Raw genomic sequence first — 16060 nt, 5'->3', positions numbered from 1 at the left:
TGGCGCACGTCACGTGCGTCAAGAGGACAGTGGGGTTCGTTGCGTTTCAGCGCCCACCGCGCGAGAAGTCAGTTTCCGACCGCGAGACGTCAGTTCTTGGCCCCGAGAGGTCAGTTCCTGGCCGCGGGGCACGTTCCGCGTACAGGGATCGACTCCTCGATGTCAGAAACCTGACCCCACGCGGTCAGAAACTGACCCGTCGACGTCACGAACTGACCCCTCGGCGTCAAGAACCGACTTCTCGGGGTCAAGAAGGGACGCTTCGGCGTCAGGCGTCCCCGAGCTGGTCCTCGAGGTGGAAGACCTCCTCGAGGCGCAGGAAACCCTCGTCGGGCGCGACGCCGTCGAGGTCCTCGAAGAACTCCGCCATCTCCGCCTGCCAGCGGGCATTGACCTCGGTCGCCGCCATCCCAGCCTGGGCGGCCTCGATGGAGGGCGTCTCGACATAGCCGATGAGCAGCCCGTCGGGTCGGAGGAACAGCGAGTAGTTGTGCCACCCGGTCTCCGCGAGCGCCTGGAGCATGTCGGGCCAGACGGCGGCATGGCGCTGCTTGTACTCCTCGATGCGCTCGGGCTTGACCTGCAGCTGGAAGCAGACGCGCTCCATGACGACCTCCGATGAAACGATTTAGGAACGGACGCTAGTGAGCATGCCCGAATCGGTCAATCGGCGTGCCCCGCTTCCTCGTCACAGCGCCAGCCAGGCTCTATGCTGCGATTGAACGTTTCAGGAAGGAGCCCAGGTGGCGATCACCCCGGCTGCGGGCTCATCTCGCAGCGCCTCGGTCAAGGATGTCGCGGCCACCGCCGGCGTCTCCCTCGGCACCGTGTCCAACGTGCTCAACCGCCCCGATCGGGTCAGCCGAACCACGCGCGAGCGGGTGGAGCGCGCGATGGCCGACCTCGGATTCGTGCGCAACGAGTCCGCCCGGTCGCTGCGCACCGGCAGCACCCATTCGCTGGCCTACGTCATGCTCGACGCAGGCAACCCGTTCTTCACCGACGTGGCCCGTGGCATCGAGCTGGCCGCCGAGACGGCGGGGCTCTCGCTGTTCCTCTGCAACAGCGACGGCCGCTCGGCCCGCGAGGGCGCCCACCTGGCTCACCTGCAGCAACAGCGGGTCCAGGGCATCCTGATCACCCCTGTCGACCCCGACGATCCGCAGATCGACCAGCTGATCGAGCGCGGCACCCCGGTCGTCATCGTCGACCGCACCCGTGCGGGCTCCTCCTTCTGCTCGGTCGCCGTCGACGACGTCCTCGGCGGGCGGCTCGCTGTCGAGCACCTCATCGACGTCGGGCACCGGCGAGTGGCGTACGTCGGCGGGCCGGCGTCGATCGGACAGGTCCGCGACCGGGGCGAGGGCGCCCGGCAGGCCTGGGCCGAGGCCGGCCTCCCTCCCGAGGACCTGGTGACGCTCTCCTGCGAGGCCCCGACCGTCGCCAGTGGTCGTGCCGCCGGCGAGCGACTTGTCGGGCTGCCCGCCCGGCGCCGTCCCACCGCCGCGTTCTGCGCCAACGACCTGATCGCGCTCGGACTGCTCCAGCAGACGATCTCCAGCGGCCGGACCGTTCCCGGCGACCTCGCGATCGTCGGTTACGACGACATCGAGTTCGCCGCCGCCGCGGCCGTGCCGCTCACCTCCGTGCGTCAGCCCCGTCACGACCTCGGCCGCCGAGCTGCCGAGCTGCTGCTCGACGAGGTCGGCAACCCCGCCCACCAGCACGAGCAGGTCCTCTTCACCCCCGAGCTCGTCGCCCGTTCCTCCACCCGCGGCCGGTCCTCCTGACCGCCGACTCGGCCAGACGTAGGCCTTCCTCGGATGCCTTAGGCTCCAGGAGCGGAAGCCGAAGGAGAGTCAGTTGGCCGGAGAACGCGCAGCGACGCTGAGCGATGTCGCCCGCGAGGCAGGGGTCTCGCTGGCCACCGCGTCACGCGCGCTGAACGGGAGCGACCGGGTGGTACGCCCCGAGCTGCAGGAGCGCGTCCTGGCGGCGGCGGACAAGCTCGGCTACACGCCCAACGCCAACGCCCAGGCGATGGCACGCGGCTCGACCGAGACGGTCGGACTCCTGGTGAAGGACATCTCCGACCCCTACTTCTCCACCATCGCCGGCGGCCTGGCCGACGAGGCCGAGAAGCACGGCCTGCTGGTGATGCTGTGCAACACCGGCGGCCAGCCCGAGCGCGAACAGAAGTTCCTGGCCGCGCTGCGGCGCCAGCGCAGCCGCGCGATCGTGCTCTCGGGAAGCGATACGGCCGGCGTACGCCACACCAGCGAGGTCGCCGACCTGCTGACGTCCTACCTGGAGGGTGGCGGCCGGGCGGCCGCGATCAGCCAGCCGCGTCTCCCGGTCGACACCGTGGTGATCGACAACCACGGCGGCGCCAAGGCGCTGGCCGAGCGCTTGGCCGGCCTCGGCTACCGCCGCGCTGCGGTGCTCACCGGCCCCGCGGACCTGCTGGTCTCGGCCGAGCGTCACGCCGGCTTCGCGGAGGGGTGGCTGGAGGCGACCGGCTCGACGCCGACGTACGTCTCCGACGAGTTCAGCCGCGACGGCGGACGCCGGGCGATGACCCGGCTGCTCGAGAACGGCCGGAACAACGGCTCAGAGGTGGACTGCGTCTTCGCGGTCAACGACCTCATGGCGCTCGGCGCCCTGGCCGCCTGCCGACAGGCCGGTATCGAGGTGGGGCCTGAGCTGGCCGTCGCCGGCTTCGACGACATCGCCACGCTGCGCGACGTGACCCCGGGGCTGACCACCGTACGTCTTCCACTGGCCGACATCGGCCGGCTGGCGCTCGAGCTCGTCCTCGGCGAGCCCTCGGCGGAGCTTCGCAAGCGGTCCGTCCACGGCGAGGTCGTGCTGCGGGAGAGCACTCCCCCACGCTCCTGACACAGCTCGACTCGGCGCAACTGTCCCAACGATCGGCGCCGAGTCGGCGCAAACTGACGAGATGTCGCGCCGAGTCGGCGCGTCATAACGAGCCGACTCGGCAGATTTCTCGGTCAGGATGCGACGACTCGGCCAGATTCCGGGTCAGAACGCGCCGACTCGACGTTCCTGGCTGAGACAGATGCGCCGAGTCGGCGATTGGCAGGACGGATCACGCTCTTGCGACGGGCGTCACATCTGTCCTACCGTATCGGAAAGCGCTTTCCCATACGGCTCTCCAGCAGACGAGGAACCCTCACATGGCCACACGACGGCTCGGCATCATCATGAACGGCGTCACCGGACGCATGGGCTACCGCCAGCATCTGGTGCGCAGCATCCTGGCGATCCAGGCGCAGGGCGGCGTCGAGCTCTCCGACGGCACCCGGATCCTCCCCGACCCGATCCTGGTCGGGCGCAATGCCGAGAAGCTCCAGGACATCGCCAAGGAGCATGGCCTGGACCGTTGGACCACCGACCTCGACGAGGCCCTCGCCAACTCCGAGGACACCGTCTACTTCGACTCCCAGCTGACCGGCGTCCGTGAGCCCGCCATCACCAAGGCGGTCGCGGCCGGCAAGCACGTCTACACCGAGAAGCCGATCGCCGACGACGTCGAGGGCTCGCTGCGCCTGGCCCGCCTGGCGGCCGACGCGGGCGTGAAGAGCGGCGTCGTCCACGACAAGCTCTACCTCCCGGGCCTGCTCAAGCTCCGCCGCCTGGTCGAGTCCGGGTTCTTCGGCCGCATCCTCAGCGTGCGCGGCGAGTTCGGCTACTGGGTCTTCGAGGGCGACCTGCAGCCCTCCCAGCGGCCGAGCTGGAACTACCGCAAGGAGGACGGCGGCGGCATCACCATGGACATGTTCCCCCACTGGAACTACGTCCTGGAGAACCTCTTCGGCAAGGTCGAGGCCGTCACCGCCAAGGTTGTCACCCACATCCCCGAGCGCTGGGACGAGAAGGGCAGCTCGTACGCCGCGACCGCCGACGACTCCGCGTACGGCATCTTCGAGCTCGAGGGCGGGATCGTCGCGCAGATCAACTCCTCGTGGGCCACCCGGGTCAACCGCGGCGAGCTGGTGGAGTTCCACGTCGACGGCACCCACGGCTCCGCCGTCGCCGGCCTGCACCACTGCGTCACCCAGGACCGCAACCTGACCCCGAAGCCGGTCTGGAACCCCGACCTGGTCGAGTCGATCCAGTTCCGGGAGCTGTGGAACGAGGTGCCCGACAACCAGCCCTTCGACAACGGCTTCAAGGCCCAGTGGGAGCAGTTCATCCGCTACGTCGAGGGCGACGGCGACCACCCCTACGACTTCATGGCGGGCGTGCGCGGAGTCAGGCTCGCCGAGGCCGGACTCGCCTCCTCGGCCGAGGGCCGCCGCGTCGTGCTGGGAGAGATCCGGCTGTGACCTCCGTACGCCTCCCGCTGCCCGACGGCGGCACCGAGCTCCACACGCTCGCGGCCCCCAGGGCGTGGACGAAGCCGAGGGCGCCGTTCACCTCCCGCACCGCCTACGCCGCCGCCCACGTCGTCCCCCGCACGCTGGCGGAGAACGTGCCCGGCGCCCCGGCGGACATCGACTGGGACCGCACCCTGGCCTACCGGCACGAGCTGTGGTCCTACGGTCTCGGCGTCGCCGAGGCGATGGACACCGCGCAGCGCGGGATGGGGCTCGACTGGACCGCCGCGGCCGAGCTGATCCGCCGATCGGCCGCCGAGGCGGCCACCGTCGGCGGGTCGATCGCCTGCGGCGCCGGCACCGACCAGCTCGCCCTCGACGCCGTCCCCGAGGGCAGGGCCGGTCTGGCCACCGTCATCGACGCCTACCGCGAGCAGATGAAGGTGGTCGCCGACAACGGCGCGACCACGATCGTGATGGCCTCGCGCGCACTCGCCCGGGTCGCCCGCAGCCCCGAGGACTATGCCGAGGTCTACGCCACCCTCCTCGACGAGGCCGAGGGCCCGGTGATCCTGCACTGGCTGGGCGACATGTTCGACCCGGCGCTGGCGGGCTACTGGGGCTCCTCCTCGGTCGCGGAGGCGACCGAGACCTTCCTCGACGTCATCCGGGCCCGTGCCGGCAAGGTGGACGGCGTCAAGGTCTCGCTCCTCGACGCCGAGCACGAGGTCGGGCTGCGCCGGGCGCTGCCCGGCGGCGTACGGCTCTACACGGGGGACGACTTCAACTATCCCGAGCTGATCGTCGGCGAGGGAACCGGGGAGGGCGAGTTCTCGCACGCCCTGCTCGGCATCTTCGCCGCCATCTACCCGGCCGCCTCGGCCGCGCTGCAGGCGCTCGACGACGGGGATCGCGAGGGCGCACGCGAGCTGCTGGAGAGCACCCAGGCGCTCGGCCGGAAGATCTTCGAGGCGCCGACCTACTACTACAAGACCGGGATCGCGTTCCTCTCCTGGCTGGGTGGGCACCAGCCCGGATTCTCGATGGCCGGCGGCCTGCACGCCGGTCGCTCGGTGCCCCATCTGGTCGAGGTCTTCCGGCTGGCCGACGCGGCCGGCCTGCTGACCAGCCCCGACCTCGCGGCCGCACGCATGCGCGCCTTCCTCACCGTGCAAGGAGTCGACCAGTGACCGACAGCATCACCGGGTTGGAACGCCTCTCGCTCAACACCAAGACCACCAACTCCTGGACCCTCGCCGAGGCCGTCGACGGTGCGGCTCGTGCCGGCATCCCCGGCCTGGGGCTGTGGCGCGACCGCGTGCACGAGGCCGGGGTGGAGAAGGCCGCCAAGCTCGTACGCGACGCCGGGCTGCGCATCTCCTCGCTCTGCCGCGGCGGCTTCCTGACGGCCTCCGACGAGGCCGGGATCGCCGGCGCCCTCGAGGACAACAAGCGGGCGGTCGACGAGGCCGCCACGCTGGGCACCGACACGCTGGTGATGGTCGTCGGCGGCCTCCCCGAGGGCGATCTGGATCTGGCCGGTGCCCGGGAGCGGGTCGCCGAGCGGCTCGCCGAGCTGGCACCGTACGCCCGCGACCACGGCGTGAAGCTGGTCCTGGAGGCGCTGCACCCGATGTACGTCGCCGACCGGGCGGTCATCTCGACCCTCGGCCAGGCGCTCGATCTGGCCGCACCGCACCCGGTCGACGCGGTCGCGGTCGTCGTGGACACTTTCCACGTCTTCTGGGACCCCGACCTCGCGGCCCAGATCGAGCGGGCCGGCGCGGAGGGCCGGGTCGCGGCGTACCAGGTCTGCGACTTCAACCTGCCGATCCCCGCCGACGCGCTGCTGGCGCGCGGGATGATGGGCGACGGGGTCATCGACTTCGCACCGATCACGCGGATGGTCGCCGCGACCGGCTACACCGGCGACGTCGAGGTCGAGATCTTCAACGAGGCGATCTGGGCCGGCGACCCCGACGACGTGCTGGCCACCATGGCGCAGCGCTACCGCGACCTCGTGCTGCCTCACCTGTGAGAAAAACGCCGCCGAGCTGCTCTCACAGCTCGGCGGCGCTTGCGTGTAACACGTCGTTCGTAGGACTATCCGGTCGTTATAACGGGCGAGTAGACCTACGAACAGCGTGTTACACGTGGTGGGATCGCTCAGAAGTCGAAGTCGTCGATGTTCGACTCGTCGAAGACTGTCGGCTCCCCCAGGACGACGACGCCGTCGGCACCGACGGTGTACTCCCCGAGGTCACCGGCCTCGAACTTGTCGCCCTCCTTGCCCTCGATGTCACCGGAGGCGAGCGCGTCGGCGGCGTACGCGGACAGGTAGCCGAGCTGCTCGGGGTCCCACAGGGCGAAGGACTTCACGGTGCCGTCCTTGATGTACTCCCGCATCTGGTTCGGGGTGCCGAGACCGGTCAGCGCGACCTTGCCCTTGTACTGCGAGTCGGACAGGTAGCGCGCGGCCGCGGCGATGCCCACCGTGGTCGGGCTGATGATGCCCTTGAGGTTCGGGTGGGACTGAAGCAGACCGGCGGTCTTGTCGAACGACTTCTGGTCGTCGTCGTCACCGTAGACGGTCTGGACGAGCTTGATGTCGGGGTGGTTGGCGGTCAGCTCCTCCTCCATCAGCTTGATCCACTCGTTCTGGTTGGTGGCGTTGGCCGCCGCGGAGAGGACCGCGATCTCGCCCTTTCCACCGATCTGCTCGGCGATCAGTTCGACCTGGCTCTTGGCGATGCCGGCGGCGTCGGCCTGACTGACGAAGATGTCGCGGAACTGCGGCTCGGTGTCGGAGTCCATCGTGACGACCTTGGTGCCGGCGTTGCGGGCCTCCTCGAGGGCGTCTCCGATGGCGGTCGGGTCATTGGCGGAGACCACGAGCGCGCCGGCGCGCTGCTGGGTCGCGGTGTTGATGAAGCTGACCTGGGAGTCGGGGGTCGACTCGGTCGGGCCGACCTGCGACCACTTCGTGCCGATCTCCTTCGCGGCGTTCTTGCCGCCCTTGTCGGAGGCGTCGAAGTAGGGGTTGCCGAGGTTCTTGGGGATGAAGGTGATGCTGCTGGTGTCGCTGCCACCCTCACCATCGCTGCCGCTGTCGCTCCCGCCACCGCAGGCGGACAGGGCGAGGCCGAGGGCCGCAACGATGGCGACGGCACTGCCTGCGCGTCGGAACTTGCTGGTCATGTCACTCACTCCGCTTTCTTTCAGGAGACTGCTTTGAGGATGGTTCTTCCGAGCTGTGGTGTCGGCGATAGGTGCCGACGATGCGACCGGTCCAGCCGAGGACGCTGGCCGCGATGACCGCTGCGATGAGAAGTACGCCGGTGATGATCTGGATGATGTTGGCGCTGAGACCGTCGAGGCGCAGCGCGCTGCCGATCGTGCCGATCAGGACGACGCCGGCGATGACCCCGGGGATGGCCCCGCGGCCACCGAAGATGGACACCCCGCCGAGCAGCACCGCCGCCACGACCTGGAGCTCCAGACCGGTGGCGTTGTCGCCCCGCGCGCTGCCGTAGCGCAGCGTGAAGTAGATGCCCGCCAGCCCCGAGACCAGCCCGCTGAGCGTGAACAGGATCAGCTTCGTACGGTCGACGTTGACGCCCGAGAAGCGAGCCGCGTCCTTGCTGAGACCGGCGGCGAAGATGCCGCGGCCGAAGGGCGTGAAGTGCAGGACCACGGCGAAGATCACGATCAGGACGACCAGCGGAACCGTCATCAGCGGGATCTGGCTGTCGCCGATCCGGGCCTGTACGACGTCACCCCAGGCGTCGGGCCAGTCGGTGATCGCCGTGGTGCCGAGCGCGCCGACGGCGATGCCGCGGAAGAGCGCCATCGTGCCGATCGTGACGGCCAGCGACGGCAGCCCGAATCGGGTGACGAGCACCCCGTTGAACGCTCCCGCGACCGCGCAGGCGAGCAGGGCCAGCACCATCGCGGCGACCATCGGCACGCCCTCGCGGTGCAGCACCCCGAACAGGACGCTGGAGAGCCCGACGACGCTCGCCACGGAGAGGTCGATCTCGCCGGTGATGATGATCAGCGTCATCGGCAGCGCGATCAGCAGGATCGGCGTGATGTCCAGGACCAGGAAGTAGACCGTGATCGGGTCGGAGAAGTTGAGGATCACGATCGACGCGTACGTCCACACCACCACGAGCAGGGCGATGATCGCCGCGTCCCTGGTCATCAGGGTGCGCTGCCACCACGGCTTGGCGTGGGCGGCGTACGTCCGCGGCTCGACCTTTTCGGCGAGCAGACTCATGCCTCTTCCCTCTCTGCGAGGAGCTTGTCGTGCTGACGGCGGGCGAAGTAGCGGTCCAGGACGATCGCGCCGATGATCAGCGCGCCGACGACGGCCTGCTGCCAGAAGTCGGGGATGCCCAGGACCGGAAGCGCCCGGTTGATGGTGGTGAGGAGGTACGCCCCGAGGGCTGCCCCGAGGACCGTGCCGCTGCCACCGAAGATGGCCACGCCACCGACGACCGCGGCGCCGACCGCCTCGAGCTCGATGCCCTGTCCGACACCGGAGCTGATGGTGCCGTAGCGAGAGACGTACAGGATCCCGGCGAGGCCGGCGAGCGCACCCGAGGTGGCGAACGCCTGCAGGACCCGGCGCTTGTCGCGCAGCCCGTAGAGGGTGGCGGCGGCGGGGTCGGAGCCGATCGCGTAGAACTCGCGGCCGACGCGGGTCGAGCGCATCAGGTAGATCGCGGCGGCCAGCAGCGCGAGCGAGATCCAGGCGAGGTTGGGGATGAACAGGAAGGATCCGGTGCCGAAGTCGAGCAGCCCGGGCGGGATGTCGGAGGCGTTGATCCGGTCGCTGCCGGCCCATTCGAGCATGATGCCGCGGTAGATGTAGAGCGTGCCGAGGGTGATGACCAGCGCCGGCACCTTGGCGAAGGCGACCAGGACCCCGTTGATCAGGCCGAGCACGGCACCCGCGGCGACGGCGATCAGGACGACGACGATCACCGGGAGGCCGGTGTCGAGGAAGAGCCGCCCGGCGAGGTACGCCGTCAGCCCGAGCGTCGAGCCGACGCTGAGGTCGACGTTGCGGGTGACGATCACCATCGCCTGGCCGATCGCCAGGCAGACGAGGATCGCGGGGGTCAGGGTGAGGTCGCGCCAGCCGTCCGTGCTGAACAGGAAGTTGGGGTTCACCGCCGTGGTCACCACGAGCAGGGCGACGAAGGCGATGGCGATGCCGGTCTCGCGCTGCTTCAGGAGCGAGGTCAGCCGACCGGCGGCTCGGTTACGGGGCTGCGGCGCGGCGGGGGCGGGCGCGTCGAGCGTGGTGGTCATGATGCCTCGCTGACGTTCAGGGTGGTGGAGTGGTGGGCCGTCGCCGCGCGCATGACGGCCTCGGGGGTCGCCTCCTCGCGGCTCAGCTCGGCCGTCTGGTGACCCTCGCTGAGGACGATCACGCGGTCGGCCATACCGAGCACCTCGGGGAGCTCGGAGGAGATCATCAGGATCGCGAGGCCCTCTTGGGCCAGCGTCGACAGCAGCCGGTGGACCTCGGACTTGGTGCCGACGTCGATGCCTCGGGTGGGCTCGTCGATGATCAGCACCTTCGGCTGGGTCGAGAGCCACTTGGCCAGGACGACCTTCTGCTGGTTGCCGCCCGAGAGGGTGCCGGCAACCGTGTCCAGCGTCGCGGCCTTGACCTCGAGCCGCGCGGCCCAGTCGGCGGCCGAACGGTTCTCGATGCCGGTGCTGATCAGCCCGGTGCGGGCGAGCCGGCCGCTCGTCGGCAGGGTGATGTTGCGCGAGATCGGCGCGTCCAGGACGAGACCGTGCTGACGACGGTCCTCGGGGACGAACGCCAGACCCATCTCTATCGCCCGTCTCGGTTCTCCCGGCGGGACCGGCCGGCCGTCGAGAATGACCTCGCCGCTCTCGTAGGGGTCGACCCCGAAGATCGCCTGCGCCACCTCGCTGCGTCCGGCACCGACGAGGCCGGCCAGGCCGACGATCTCACCTTCGCGGACGGTGAGGCTGATGTCGTGGAACAGGCCGGTGCGGGTGAGGCCCTTGACCTCGAGCATGGGCTTGCCGACGGTGGCCTCGAGCTTCGGGTAGAGGTTGGAGACCTCGCGCCCGACCAGCCGCTGGACGATCTCGTCCTCGGTGACGGCCGAGATGGGGTCGGTGGAGATGTAGGCGCCGTCGCGCATCACCGTGATCGTGTCGCACAGCGCGAACACCTCGTCGAACCGGTGCGAGATGAAGACGACTGCGCAGCCCTGGTCGCGCAGCGTGCGCGCCACGGTCATCAGCCGGTCGACCTCGTTGCCGGACAGCGCCGCGGTCGGCTCGTCCATGATCAGGACCTTGGCATCGAGCGAGAGCGCCTTGGCGATCTCGATCAGCTGCTGGTCGGCGATCGAGAGGCCCTCGGTCGGACGGTCGGGCTCGATGGGGACGCCGAGCCTGGCGAAGAGCTCGACGACCTCGGTGCGCATCGCGGCGCGGTCGATCTTGCCCCAGCGGTTGGTCGGCTGGCGCCCCATGAAGATGTTCTCGGTGACCGAGAGGTCGGGGAAGAGGGTCGGCTCCTGGTAGATGACCGCGACGCCGGCCTGCTTGGCGTCTGCGGTGTTGCGGAAGTCGACCTGCTCCCCGGCGAGCAGGTAGTCGCCGGCGTCGCGGCGGTAGAGCCCGGCGACGATCTTGACCAGGGTCGACTTCCCGGCACCGTTCTCCCCCACGAGCGCGTGGATGGATCCGGCCTCGACCCTAAGGCTTCCGGTCCGGAGAGCGCGTACGGGGCCGAACGACTTGGCCACGTCCCGCAGCTCCAGTGCGGCGGGTGTGTCCGGCATGGGCAGCTCCTCGAATTGAAAGGTTTCAAGCCTGGTTTACGCTAGTGATGGCAATCACATACGTCAACACTCTTCGGCCGCTAATTTGAGCAAGGTTCGGACTTTGTCCTCGGGCGGCGGGATCGACCGCCCACCGCCGGAGGGGAATCTCACCGCGTCAGGCAGCGTTGAGAGGCCCATGCACGCACTCTGGGTATGGGCACATCCGCACGCGTCATCGCTCAACGGTCGACTGCGGGAGGTGGGCGTGAGCGCGCTCGGCGCGGCCGGCTGGAGCGTCGACGAGATCGATCTCTATCGTGAAGGTTTCAATCCACTCCTGGTGGAGCGTGGCGACGCTGACGTACGTCGCCACCAGGACCGCCTCAGACGAGCCGATCTACTGGTCGTCCAGTTCCCGCTGTGGTGGTACTCGGTACCGGCCATCCTCAAGGGCTGGATCGACCGGGTCTTCGAGTCGGGATTCGCCTTCGACGTACCGGACCCGGAGACCGGCAAGCCGCTCAAGTACGGCAAGGGCGGCCTGGCCGGCAAGCGCGCGCTGACCGTCGTCACCGCCGGAGACCGGGCCGCGACCCTCGGACCGCGCGGGATCAGCGGCGACATCGAGGACGTCCTGTGGCCGCTGCTGCACGGCACCTTCTGGTACACCGGCATGGACCCGCTGCGCCCGCACCTGATCACCACCGCCGACGACCTCGACGCCCAGGCCATGGCCCGGATCGAGGAGGAGCTGCGGGTACGCCTCGAGGGCGTGATGGCGGAGCCCCGGATCGACTACCTGCCGATGACCGAGACCCACTACGACCACACAATCAGGCTCCACGACTCGGTCGCGCCCGGGGAGGACGGGCTGAGCGCCCACCGCGAGAGTTGATCGACCACTGAAGTGCACCCGGGCAGTGCTCGCCGACGCCCTCCTCGAGGACAAGGCGTGCGTGCCCGGGTGCGTCACGACGAACGCGCCGTGATCCGGTTCCTTGGTCCGCGGTGGGGCCTAGGAACCGTCGTAGCCAGGAATCCGAGCGCGGCCGCTCAGACCCAGACCCACTTGAAGTTCGCCGCTGCGCGGGTCTCGCAGCCGCGGTACCTGATGTCGTCGTTCCAAGGCCAGGTCATCGCTCGGCTGGTGTTCGGGCCGAACAGGCCATCTTTGAAGAGCCCGTGGCGACCCTGCGCCACCTTCACCGCGGCCTTGGTGGCCTCGCCGTAGATCCCGTCGACCTCGAGGCTGCGGCCGTAGCACCGGTTCAGCGCACGCTGAAGGGTCTTGACGGCAGCGCCTCGGTGGCCCGGGTTCAGGTAGCACAGCGGCGTGTTCCCGTTGTCGGCGTCCTTCACCATCGCCATCCGGTAGTTGTAGTTGTTGTACACCCACCCGCTGGCGCTGCCGTCGCACACACCGGCAGCGGAAGCCGGTGGCGAGCTGAACACGAATGTCGCCCCCACCGCGGCCAGCGCGGCGAGCACGAACGTGAGCTTCTGGATCAATGACCTGAGCAACGTTCCTCCTGTGACGAAGGGTGAATCGGACGGCTCAGGTTGACAGGTCCGGACGAGATCCCGTGCCCGTACCAAACCCGTAGTCGCCGGTTCGTTCGGCCCGAGCGACCGGTGCGGGACGGCCCGGACGCCCCGCACCCATCGAGGTCGCTCAGAGCTGTGAGTCGTAGACGCGTACGTAGTCCACGACCATGCTCTGCGGGAACTGGGTCGTGCCGTCGGGGTTACCGGGCCAGTTGCCACCGACCGCGACGTTGAGGATGAAGAAGAACGGCTGGTCGTAGACCCAGGGGTTGGCGCCGGTGTTGGCCGTGGTGAAGGTCTGGTAGGCGACCCCGTCGACGGACCAGGTGATCGAGCCGGGCCGCCAGTCGATGGCGAAGGTGTGGAAGGTGTCGGCGAAGGACCAGCCCTGCGGGTGCATGTACTGCCCGGTGATGCCGTTGCCGCCGGAGTATCCCGGACCGTGCAGGGTGCCGTGGACCAGGTGGGGCTCGTAGCCGACGTTCTCCATGATGTCGATCTCGCCGGCGTTCGGCCACGGCGTGTTCGGGAACTGGCCGCCCAGCATCCAGAACGCCGGCCAGATCCCCTGGCCGCGCGGAATCTGGATCCGCGCCTCCAGGCGCCCGAACTTCGGCTGGACCTTGCCCTTGGTGGTGAGCCGGGCCGAGGTGTAGCCGTTCCCGCTCTGGCGGGCGGTGATGACCAGGTTTCCGTTGCCGTCGAGCGCGGAGTTGTCGCGGGAGTCGGTGTAGGTCTGCAGCTCGTTGTTGCCCCAGCCCCCGCCTCCGGTCTCGAGGTTCCAGCTGGCGGCGTTGGGGGCGCTGCCAGCGGGCCCGTCGAACTCGTCGGACCAGGTCAGGGCGGCCGCCTCGACGTCTCCGGTACGGGTGGTTGCGCCGTCGGCGTCCGGGCTGGGCACGGCGCCCGGTGCTGCCAGCGGGGCGACCAGGACGAGAGCCAGTGCGGCGGTCACGGTGAGTGTGGTGCGGATGGTGCGGATCCTCGAGCTACGCATCGAACGCTCCTTTATGGGGTTATTTGTAAGGAGACCTTACTGTTGCTGGCTCGTCGGCGGAACGGAAGCGGCCGGCGACGTCCGATCACCGCGAGATCCCGCTCGATGCGGATGGCTCCTCTTCAAGGACGTACCCGAGCCGCCGCACTCCGGACCGGGAGCGAGTCGATGACCGACACCGACGACCAGACCAGCAGCCGGGCCGGTTATCTGGCCAGCCGCCTGCACGGTGACAGCGGGCGCCGCCCCTGCGTACGGCTCAGAATGAAACTGCTCCGGACGGGGTACCTCTGGGCATGGCCGAACCCACCCCACACCAGGTCGGCGACGCCCCGTCGTCAGTCGCGGGCCGGCATCGCGTCGGCGCCGAGCTGCGCGATCGGATCCAACCTGGTGACTTCCCGGGTGGCCAGATCGACCATCACCGCGGTGTCCGCGGGCACCGGGGTCCACCCGGGTTGTCCGAGACCGCTGGAGACGATCTCGAGACCGCGGTCAGTCCTGCGGTAGTCCATCGCGAAGTACTCCGTGGTGTGTCGGGGCGGGATCTCGCCCTCGTCGTCGAAGAGGCGACGCAACGCACGCAGGGGCGAGTCGGCACGCGAGTTGATGTGGATCGCGAACATGTGAGTCCGGGTGAGCATCAGCGCGTTCAAGCTGCATCGCGGGAACTTCTGGACCAGCGTGGCCAGAGCTCGGTTGACTCCCTCGGCCTCGTCGCCACACTGCTCGACGTTCTGGTGCACGAAGTGGAAGTAGCGCTCGCTGTCGGTGTCGCCCCGCAGCCGCTCGCGGGACTCCGGGGTGAGCAGCGCCTCGAGATCGGCGATCGGGGAGACGTGGCCGTTGTGCGCGAACGCGGCCCCGTCGGTCAAGAAGGGGTGGGTGTTCTCCGGACGTACGTCGAGCCCACCGGTCGCCCAGCGCAGGTGCACGAACCCGGCGTGCGAGAGCGGAGCCTCCACAAGCCTGCGATAGGTCGGGTCGACATCAGCCGAACGCGGCGAGCTCGTCGTGCACGTGCCCTCGGGCGTGCGCCATGCCATCCCCCAACCGTCGGAATGCACGGCGGTGAGCGAGGTGAACGCCTCCAGCCCCTCCTCTCCGAGCAGATCGGCAACGGCACAGGGAGAGTCGGACACATATCCGAAAAGACGACACATCGTCTGGTAACTCCTTCCAGAGAAAGGTGCGAGCGGTGAATACACGCTCTTCGAGCAGTACCCATGACCAGGTCCGGACAGTCGGGGTCGAGGAGGAGCTCCTCCTCGTCGACGCTCAGACCGGTGTCCCGCGATCGGTGGCCAGCGAGGTGCTGCGGGTGGCCAGCCGCCGCGGCGACACCGAGACCGATGCCGGCGAGGCCGGCGGTTCGGTGGGGCCCGAGATGCAGGAGCAGCAGGTCGAGACCGACACTCCACCGGAGGAGCACCTCGGGTTGCTCGAGATGGACCTGCGGCAGTGGCGCGACAAGTCCCGCGCTGCCGCGGCCGAGGTGGGCGCGCTGATCCTGGCCAGCGGCACGACCCCGCTGCCGGTGCGCCCCCAGACCTTCGACGACGAGCGCTACGCGGCGATCACCGAGCAGTTCGGGCTGACGGCCAGCGAGCAGCTCACCTGCGGCTGCCACGTGCATGTCTCGGTCGACTCCGACGACGAGGCAGTGGGGGCCCTCGACCGGATCCGCACCTGGCTGCCCGTGCTGCTCGCGGTGAGCGCCAACTCACCGTTCTGGCAGGGCGAGGACTCGGGCTACCAGAGCTACCGATCCCAGGCGATGACACGTTGGCCGACCAATGGACCGACCGAGATCTTCGGCAGCAGCCAGGCCTACCTCGACCACCTGCGTCTGCTCGTCGACACCGGAGTCCCTCTGGACGAGGGGATGGCCTACTTCGATGCCCGCCCGTCGCGCCACTACCCGACCCTCGAGGTCCGGGTAGCCGACGTCTGTCTGGATCCTCGCGACACCGTCCTCATCGCGGCGCTGGCGCGAGCGCTGGTCGACACCGCGGCCAAGGAGTGGGCACAGGGTCAGCCGGCCGATCCGGTTTCGGTCGCGGTGCTCCGGCTCGCCATGTGGCAGGCTGGGAAGCACGGGATCACCGGTGATCTGCTCGACCGGCGGACCCACCGGCCGAGGCCGGCGCGCGAGGTGGTCGAGACTCTGGTCGAGCACGTCTCCCCGGCACTGCGCGAGACCGGGGACCTCGCCCGTGTCGAGACGGGCATCGACCGGGTCTTCACCCGCGGGACCGGCTCCTCGACCCAGCGCCGGATCCTCGCCGAGGAGGGCGAGCTCCCCGGCGCCGTCGTCCGGCTTGCCGAGCTCTCCTGACCCTCCGACCCGACCA

At 69.3% G+C, this 16060-nt stretch carries 15 protein-coding genes; 7 read left to right on the top strand and 8 right to left on the bottom strand.

Features of this window, described 5'->3' with window-relative positions; all coding sequences use genetic code 11:
- Positions 1 to 268: 268 nt before the first annotated feature.
- Positions 269 to 607, bottom strand: coding sequence for an L-rhamnose mutarotase (locus H5T77_RS00395; RefSeq protein WP_292643832.1), 339 nt, complete (start codon positions 605 to 607; stop codon positions 269 to 271).
- A 136-nt stretch (positions 608 to 743) separates the two neighbouring features.
- Between H5T77_RS00395 and H5T77_RS00390 the strand changes: the two genes are divergently transcribed.
- The 5 genes from H5T77_RS00390 to H5T77_RS00370 all read left to right on the top strand — a co-directional run bounded on the left by H5T77_RS00390 (position 744) and on the right by H5T77_RS00370 (position 6378).
- Entirely contained in the window at positions 744 to 1790 is a 1047-nt protein-coding gene (locus H5T77_RS00390) for a LacI family DNA-binding transcriptional regulator (protein WP_292643830.1), read from the top strand.
- Between the two features lie 73 nt (positions 1791 to 1863).
- Entirely contained in the window at positions 1864 to 2898 is a 1035-nt protein-coding gene (locus H5T77_RS00385) for a LacI family DNA-binding transcriptional regulator (RefSeq protein ID WP_292643828.1), read from the top strand.
- A gap of 299 nt (positions 2899 to 3197) precedes the next feature.
- Positions 3198 to 4349: a Gfo/Idh/MocA family protein gene (locus H5T77_RS00380; protein ID WP_292643826.1), complete on the top strand. Its 1152-nt coding sequence runs from the start codon at positions 3198 to 3200 to the stop codon at positions 4347 to 4349.
- On the top strand, positions 4346 to 5530 hold the full coding sequence (locus H5T77_RS00375; protein ID WP_292643825.1) for a dihydrodipicolinate synthase family protein: 1185 nt from the start codon (positions 4346 to 4348) through the stop codon (positions 5528 to 5530). Before H5T77_RS00380 ends, H5T77_RS00375 begins: the two co-directional genes overlap by 4 nt.
- Complete coding sequence (locus tag H5T77_RS00370) at positions 5527 to 6378, top strand: sugar phosphate isomerase/epimerase family protein (RefSeq protein WP_292643823.1); 852 nt, start codon at positions 5527 to 5529, stop codon at positions 6376 to 6378. Before H5T77_RS00375 ends, H5T77_RS00370 begins: the two co-directional genes overlap by 4 nt.
- A gap of 128 nt (positions 6379 to 6506) precedes the next feature.
- Here the strand turns inward: H5T77_RS00370 and rhaS are convergent, their stop codons facing one another.
- The 4 genes from rhaS to H5T77_RS00350 are packed head-to-tail and all read right to left on the bottom strand — an operon-like array spanning position 6507 to position 11182.
- Complete coding sequence (rhaS, locus tag H5T77_RS00365; RefSeq protein WP_292643822.1) at positions 6507 to 7538, bottom strand: rhamnose ABC transporter substrate-binding protein; 1032 nt, start codon at positions 7536 to 7538, stop codon at positions 6507 to 6509.
- Between the two features lies 1 nt (position 7539).
- Positions 7540 to 8619, bottom strand: a complete 1080-nt coding sequence (locus tag H5T77_RS00360; RefSeq protein ID WP_292643820.1) for an ABC transporter permease — start codon at positions 8617 to 8619, stop codon at positions 7540 to 7542.
- Positions 8616 to 9659: an ABC transporter permease gene (locus tag H5T77_RS00355; protein ID WP_292643818.1), complete on the bottom strand. Its 1044-nt coding sequence runs from the start codon at positions 9657 to 9659 to the stop codon at positions 8616 to 8618. Before H5T77_RS00355 ends, H5T77_RS00360 begins: the two co-directional genes overlap by 4 nt.
- Positions 9656 to 11182 carry a sugar ABC transporter ATP-binding protein gene (locus H5T77_RS00350; RefSeq protein ID WP_292643816.1) on the bottom strand — a complete coding sequence of 509 codons (1527 nt, stop codon included), beginning with the start codon at positions 11180 to 11182 and terminating at the stop codon, positions 9656 to 9658. Before H5T77_RS00350 ends, H5T77_RS00355 begins: the two co-directional genes overlap by 4 nt.
- Positions 11183 to 11360: 178 nt before the next feature.
- On the opposite strand from H5T77_RS00350, the gene H5T77_RS00345 reads away from it, so the two are divergent.
- The gene (locus H5T77_RS00345) at positions 11361 to 12059 is read left to right on the top strand and encodes an NAD(P)H-dependent oxidoreductase (RefSeq protein ID WP_292643814.1); all 699 of its coding nucleotides are present in this window, start codon (positions 11361 to 11363) and stop codon (positions 12057 to 12059) included.
- A gap of 158 nt (positions 12060 to 12217) precedes the next feature.
- On the opposite strand, the gene H5T77_RS00340 is transcribed toward H5T77_RS00345, so the two are convergent.
- From H5T77_RS00340 to H5T77_RS00330, 3 genes are all read right to left on the bottom strand, one after another.
- On the bottom strand, positions 12218 to 12685 hold the full coding sequence (locus H5T77_RS00340) for a peptidoglycan-binding domain-containing protein (protein ID WP_292643812.1): 468 nt from the start codon (positions 12683 to 12685) through the stop codon (positions 12218 to 12220).
- A gap of 151 nt (positions 12686 to 12836) precedes the next feature.
- A complete protein-coding gene (locus H5T77_RS00335) occupies positions 12837 to 13706 on the bottom strand; it encodes a glycoside hydrolase family 16 protein (RefSeq protein WP_292643811.1) in 870 nt (289 codons plus the stop codon).
- Positions 13707 to 14044: 338 nt separating this feature from the next.
- Positions 14045 to 14869 carry a class II glutamine amidotransferase gene (locus H5T77_RS00330; RefSeq protein WP_292643809.1) on the bottom strand — a complete coding sequence of 275 codons (825 nt, stop codon included), beginning with the start codon at positions 14867 to 14869 and terminating at the stop codon, positions 14045 to 14047.
- Positions 14870 to 14904: 35 nt separating this feature from the next.
- On the opposite strand from H5T77_RS00330, the gene H5T77_RS00325 reads away from it, so the two are divergent.
- On the top strand, positions 14905 to 16044 hold the full coding sequence (locus tag H5T77_RS00325; protein WP_292643807.1) for a carboxylate-amine ligase: 1140 nt from the start codon (positions 14905 to 14907) through the stop codon (positions 16042 to 16044).
- Positions 16045 to 16060: the final 16 nt, after the last annotated feature.

The sequence above is a fragment of the Nocardioides sp. genome (assembly GCF_014360585.1).
GTDB lineage: Bacteria > Actinomycetota > Actinomycetes > Propionibacteriales > Nocardioidaceae > Nocardioides.
This window is presented reverse-complemented; position numbering and strand designations above follow the sequence as displayed.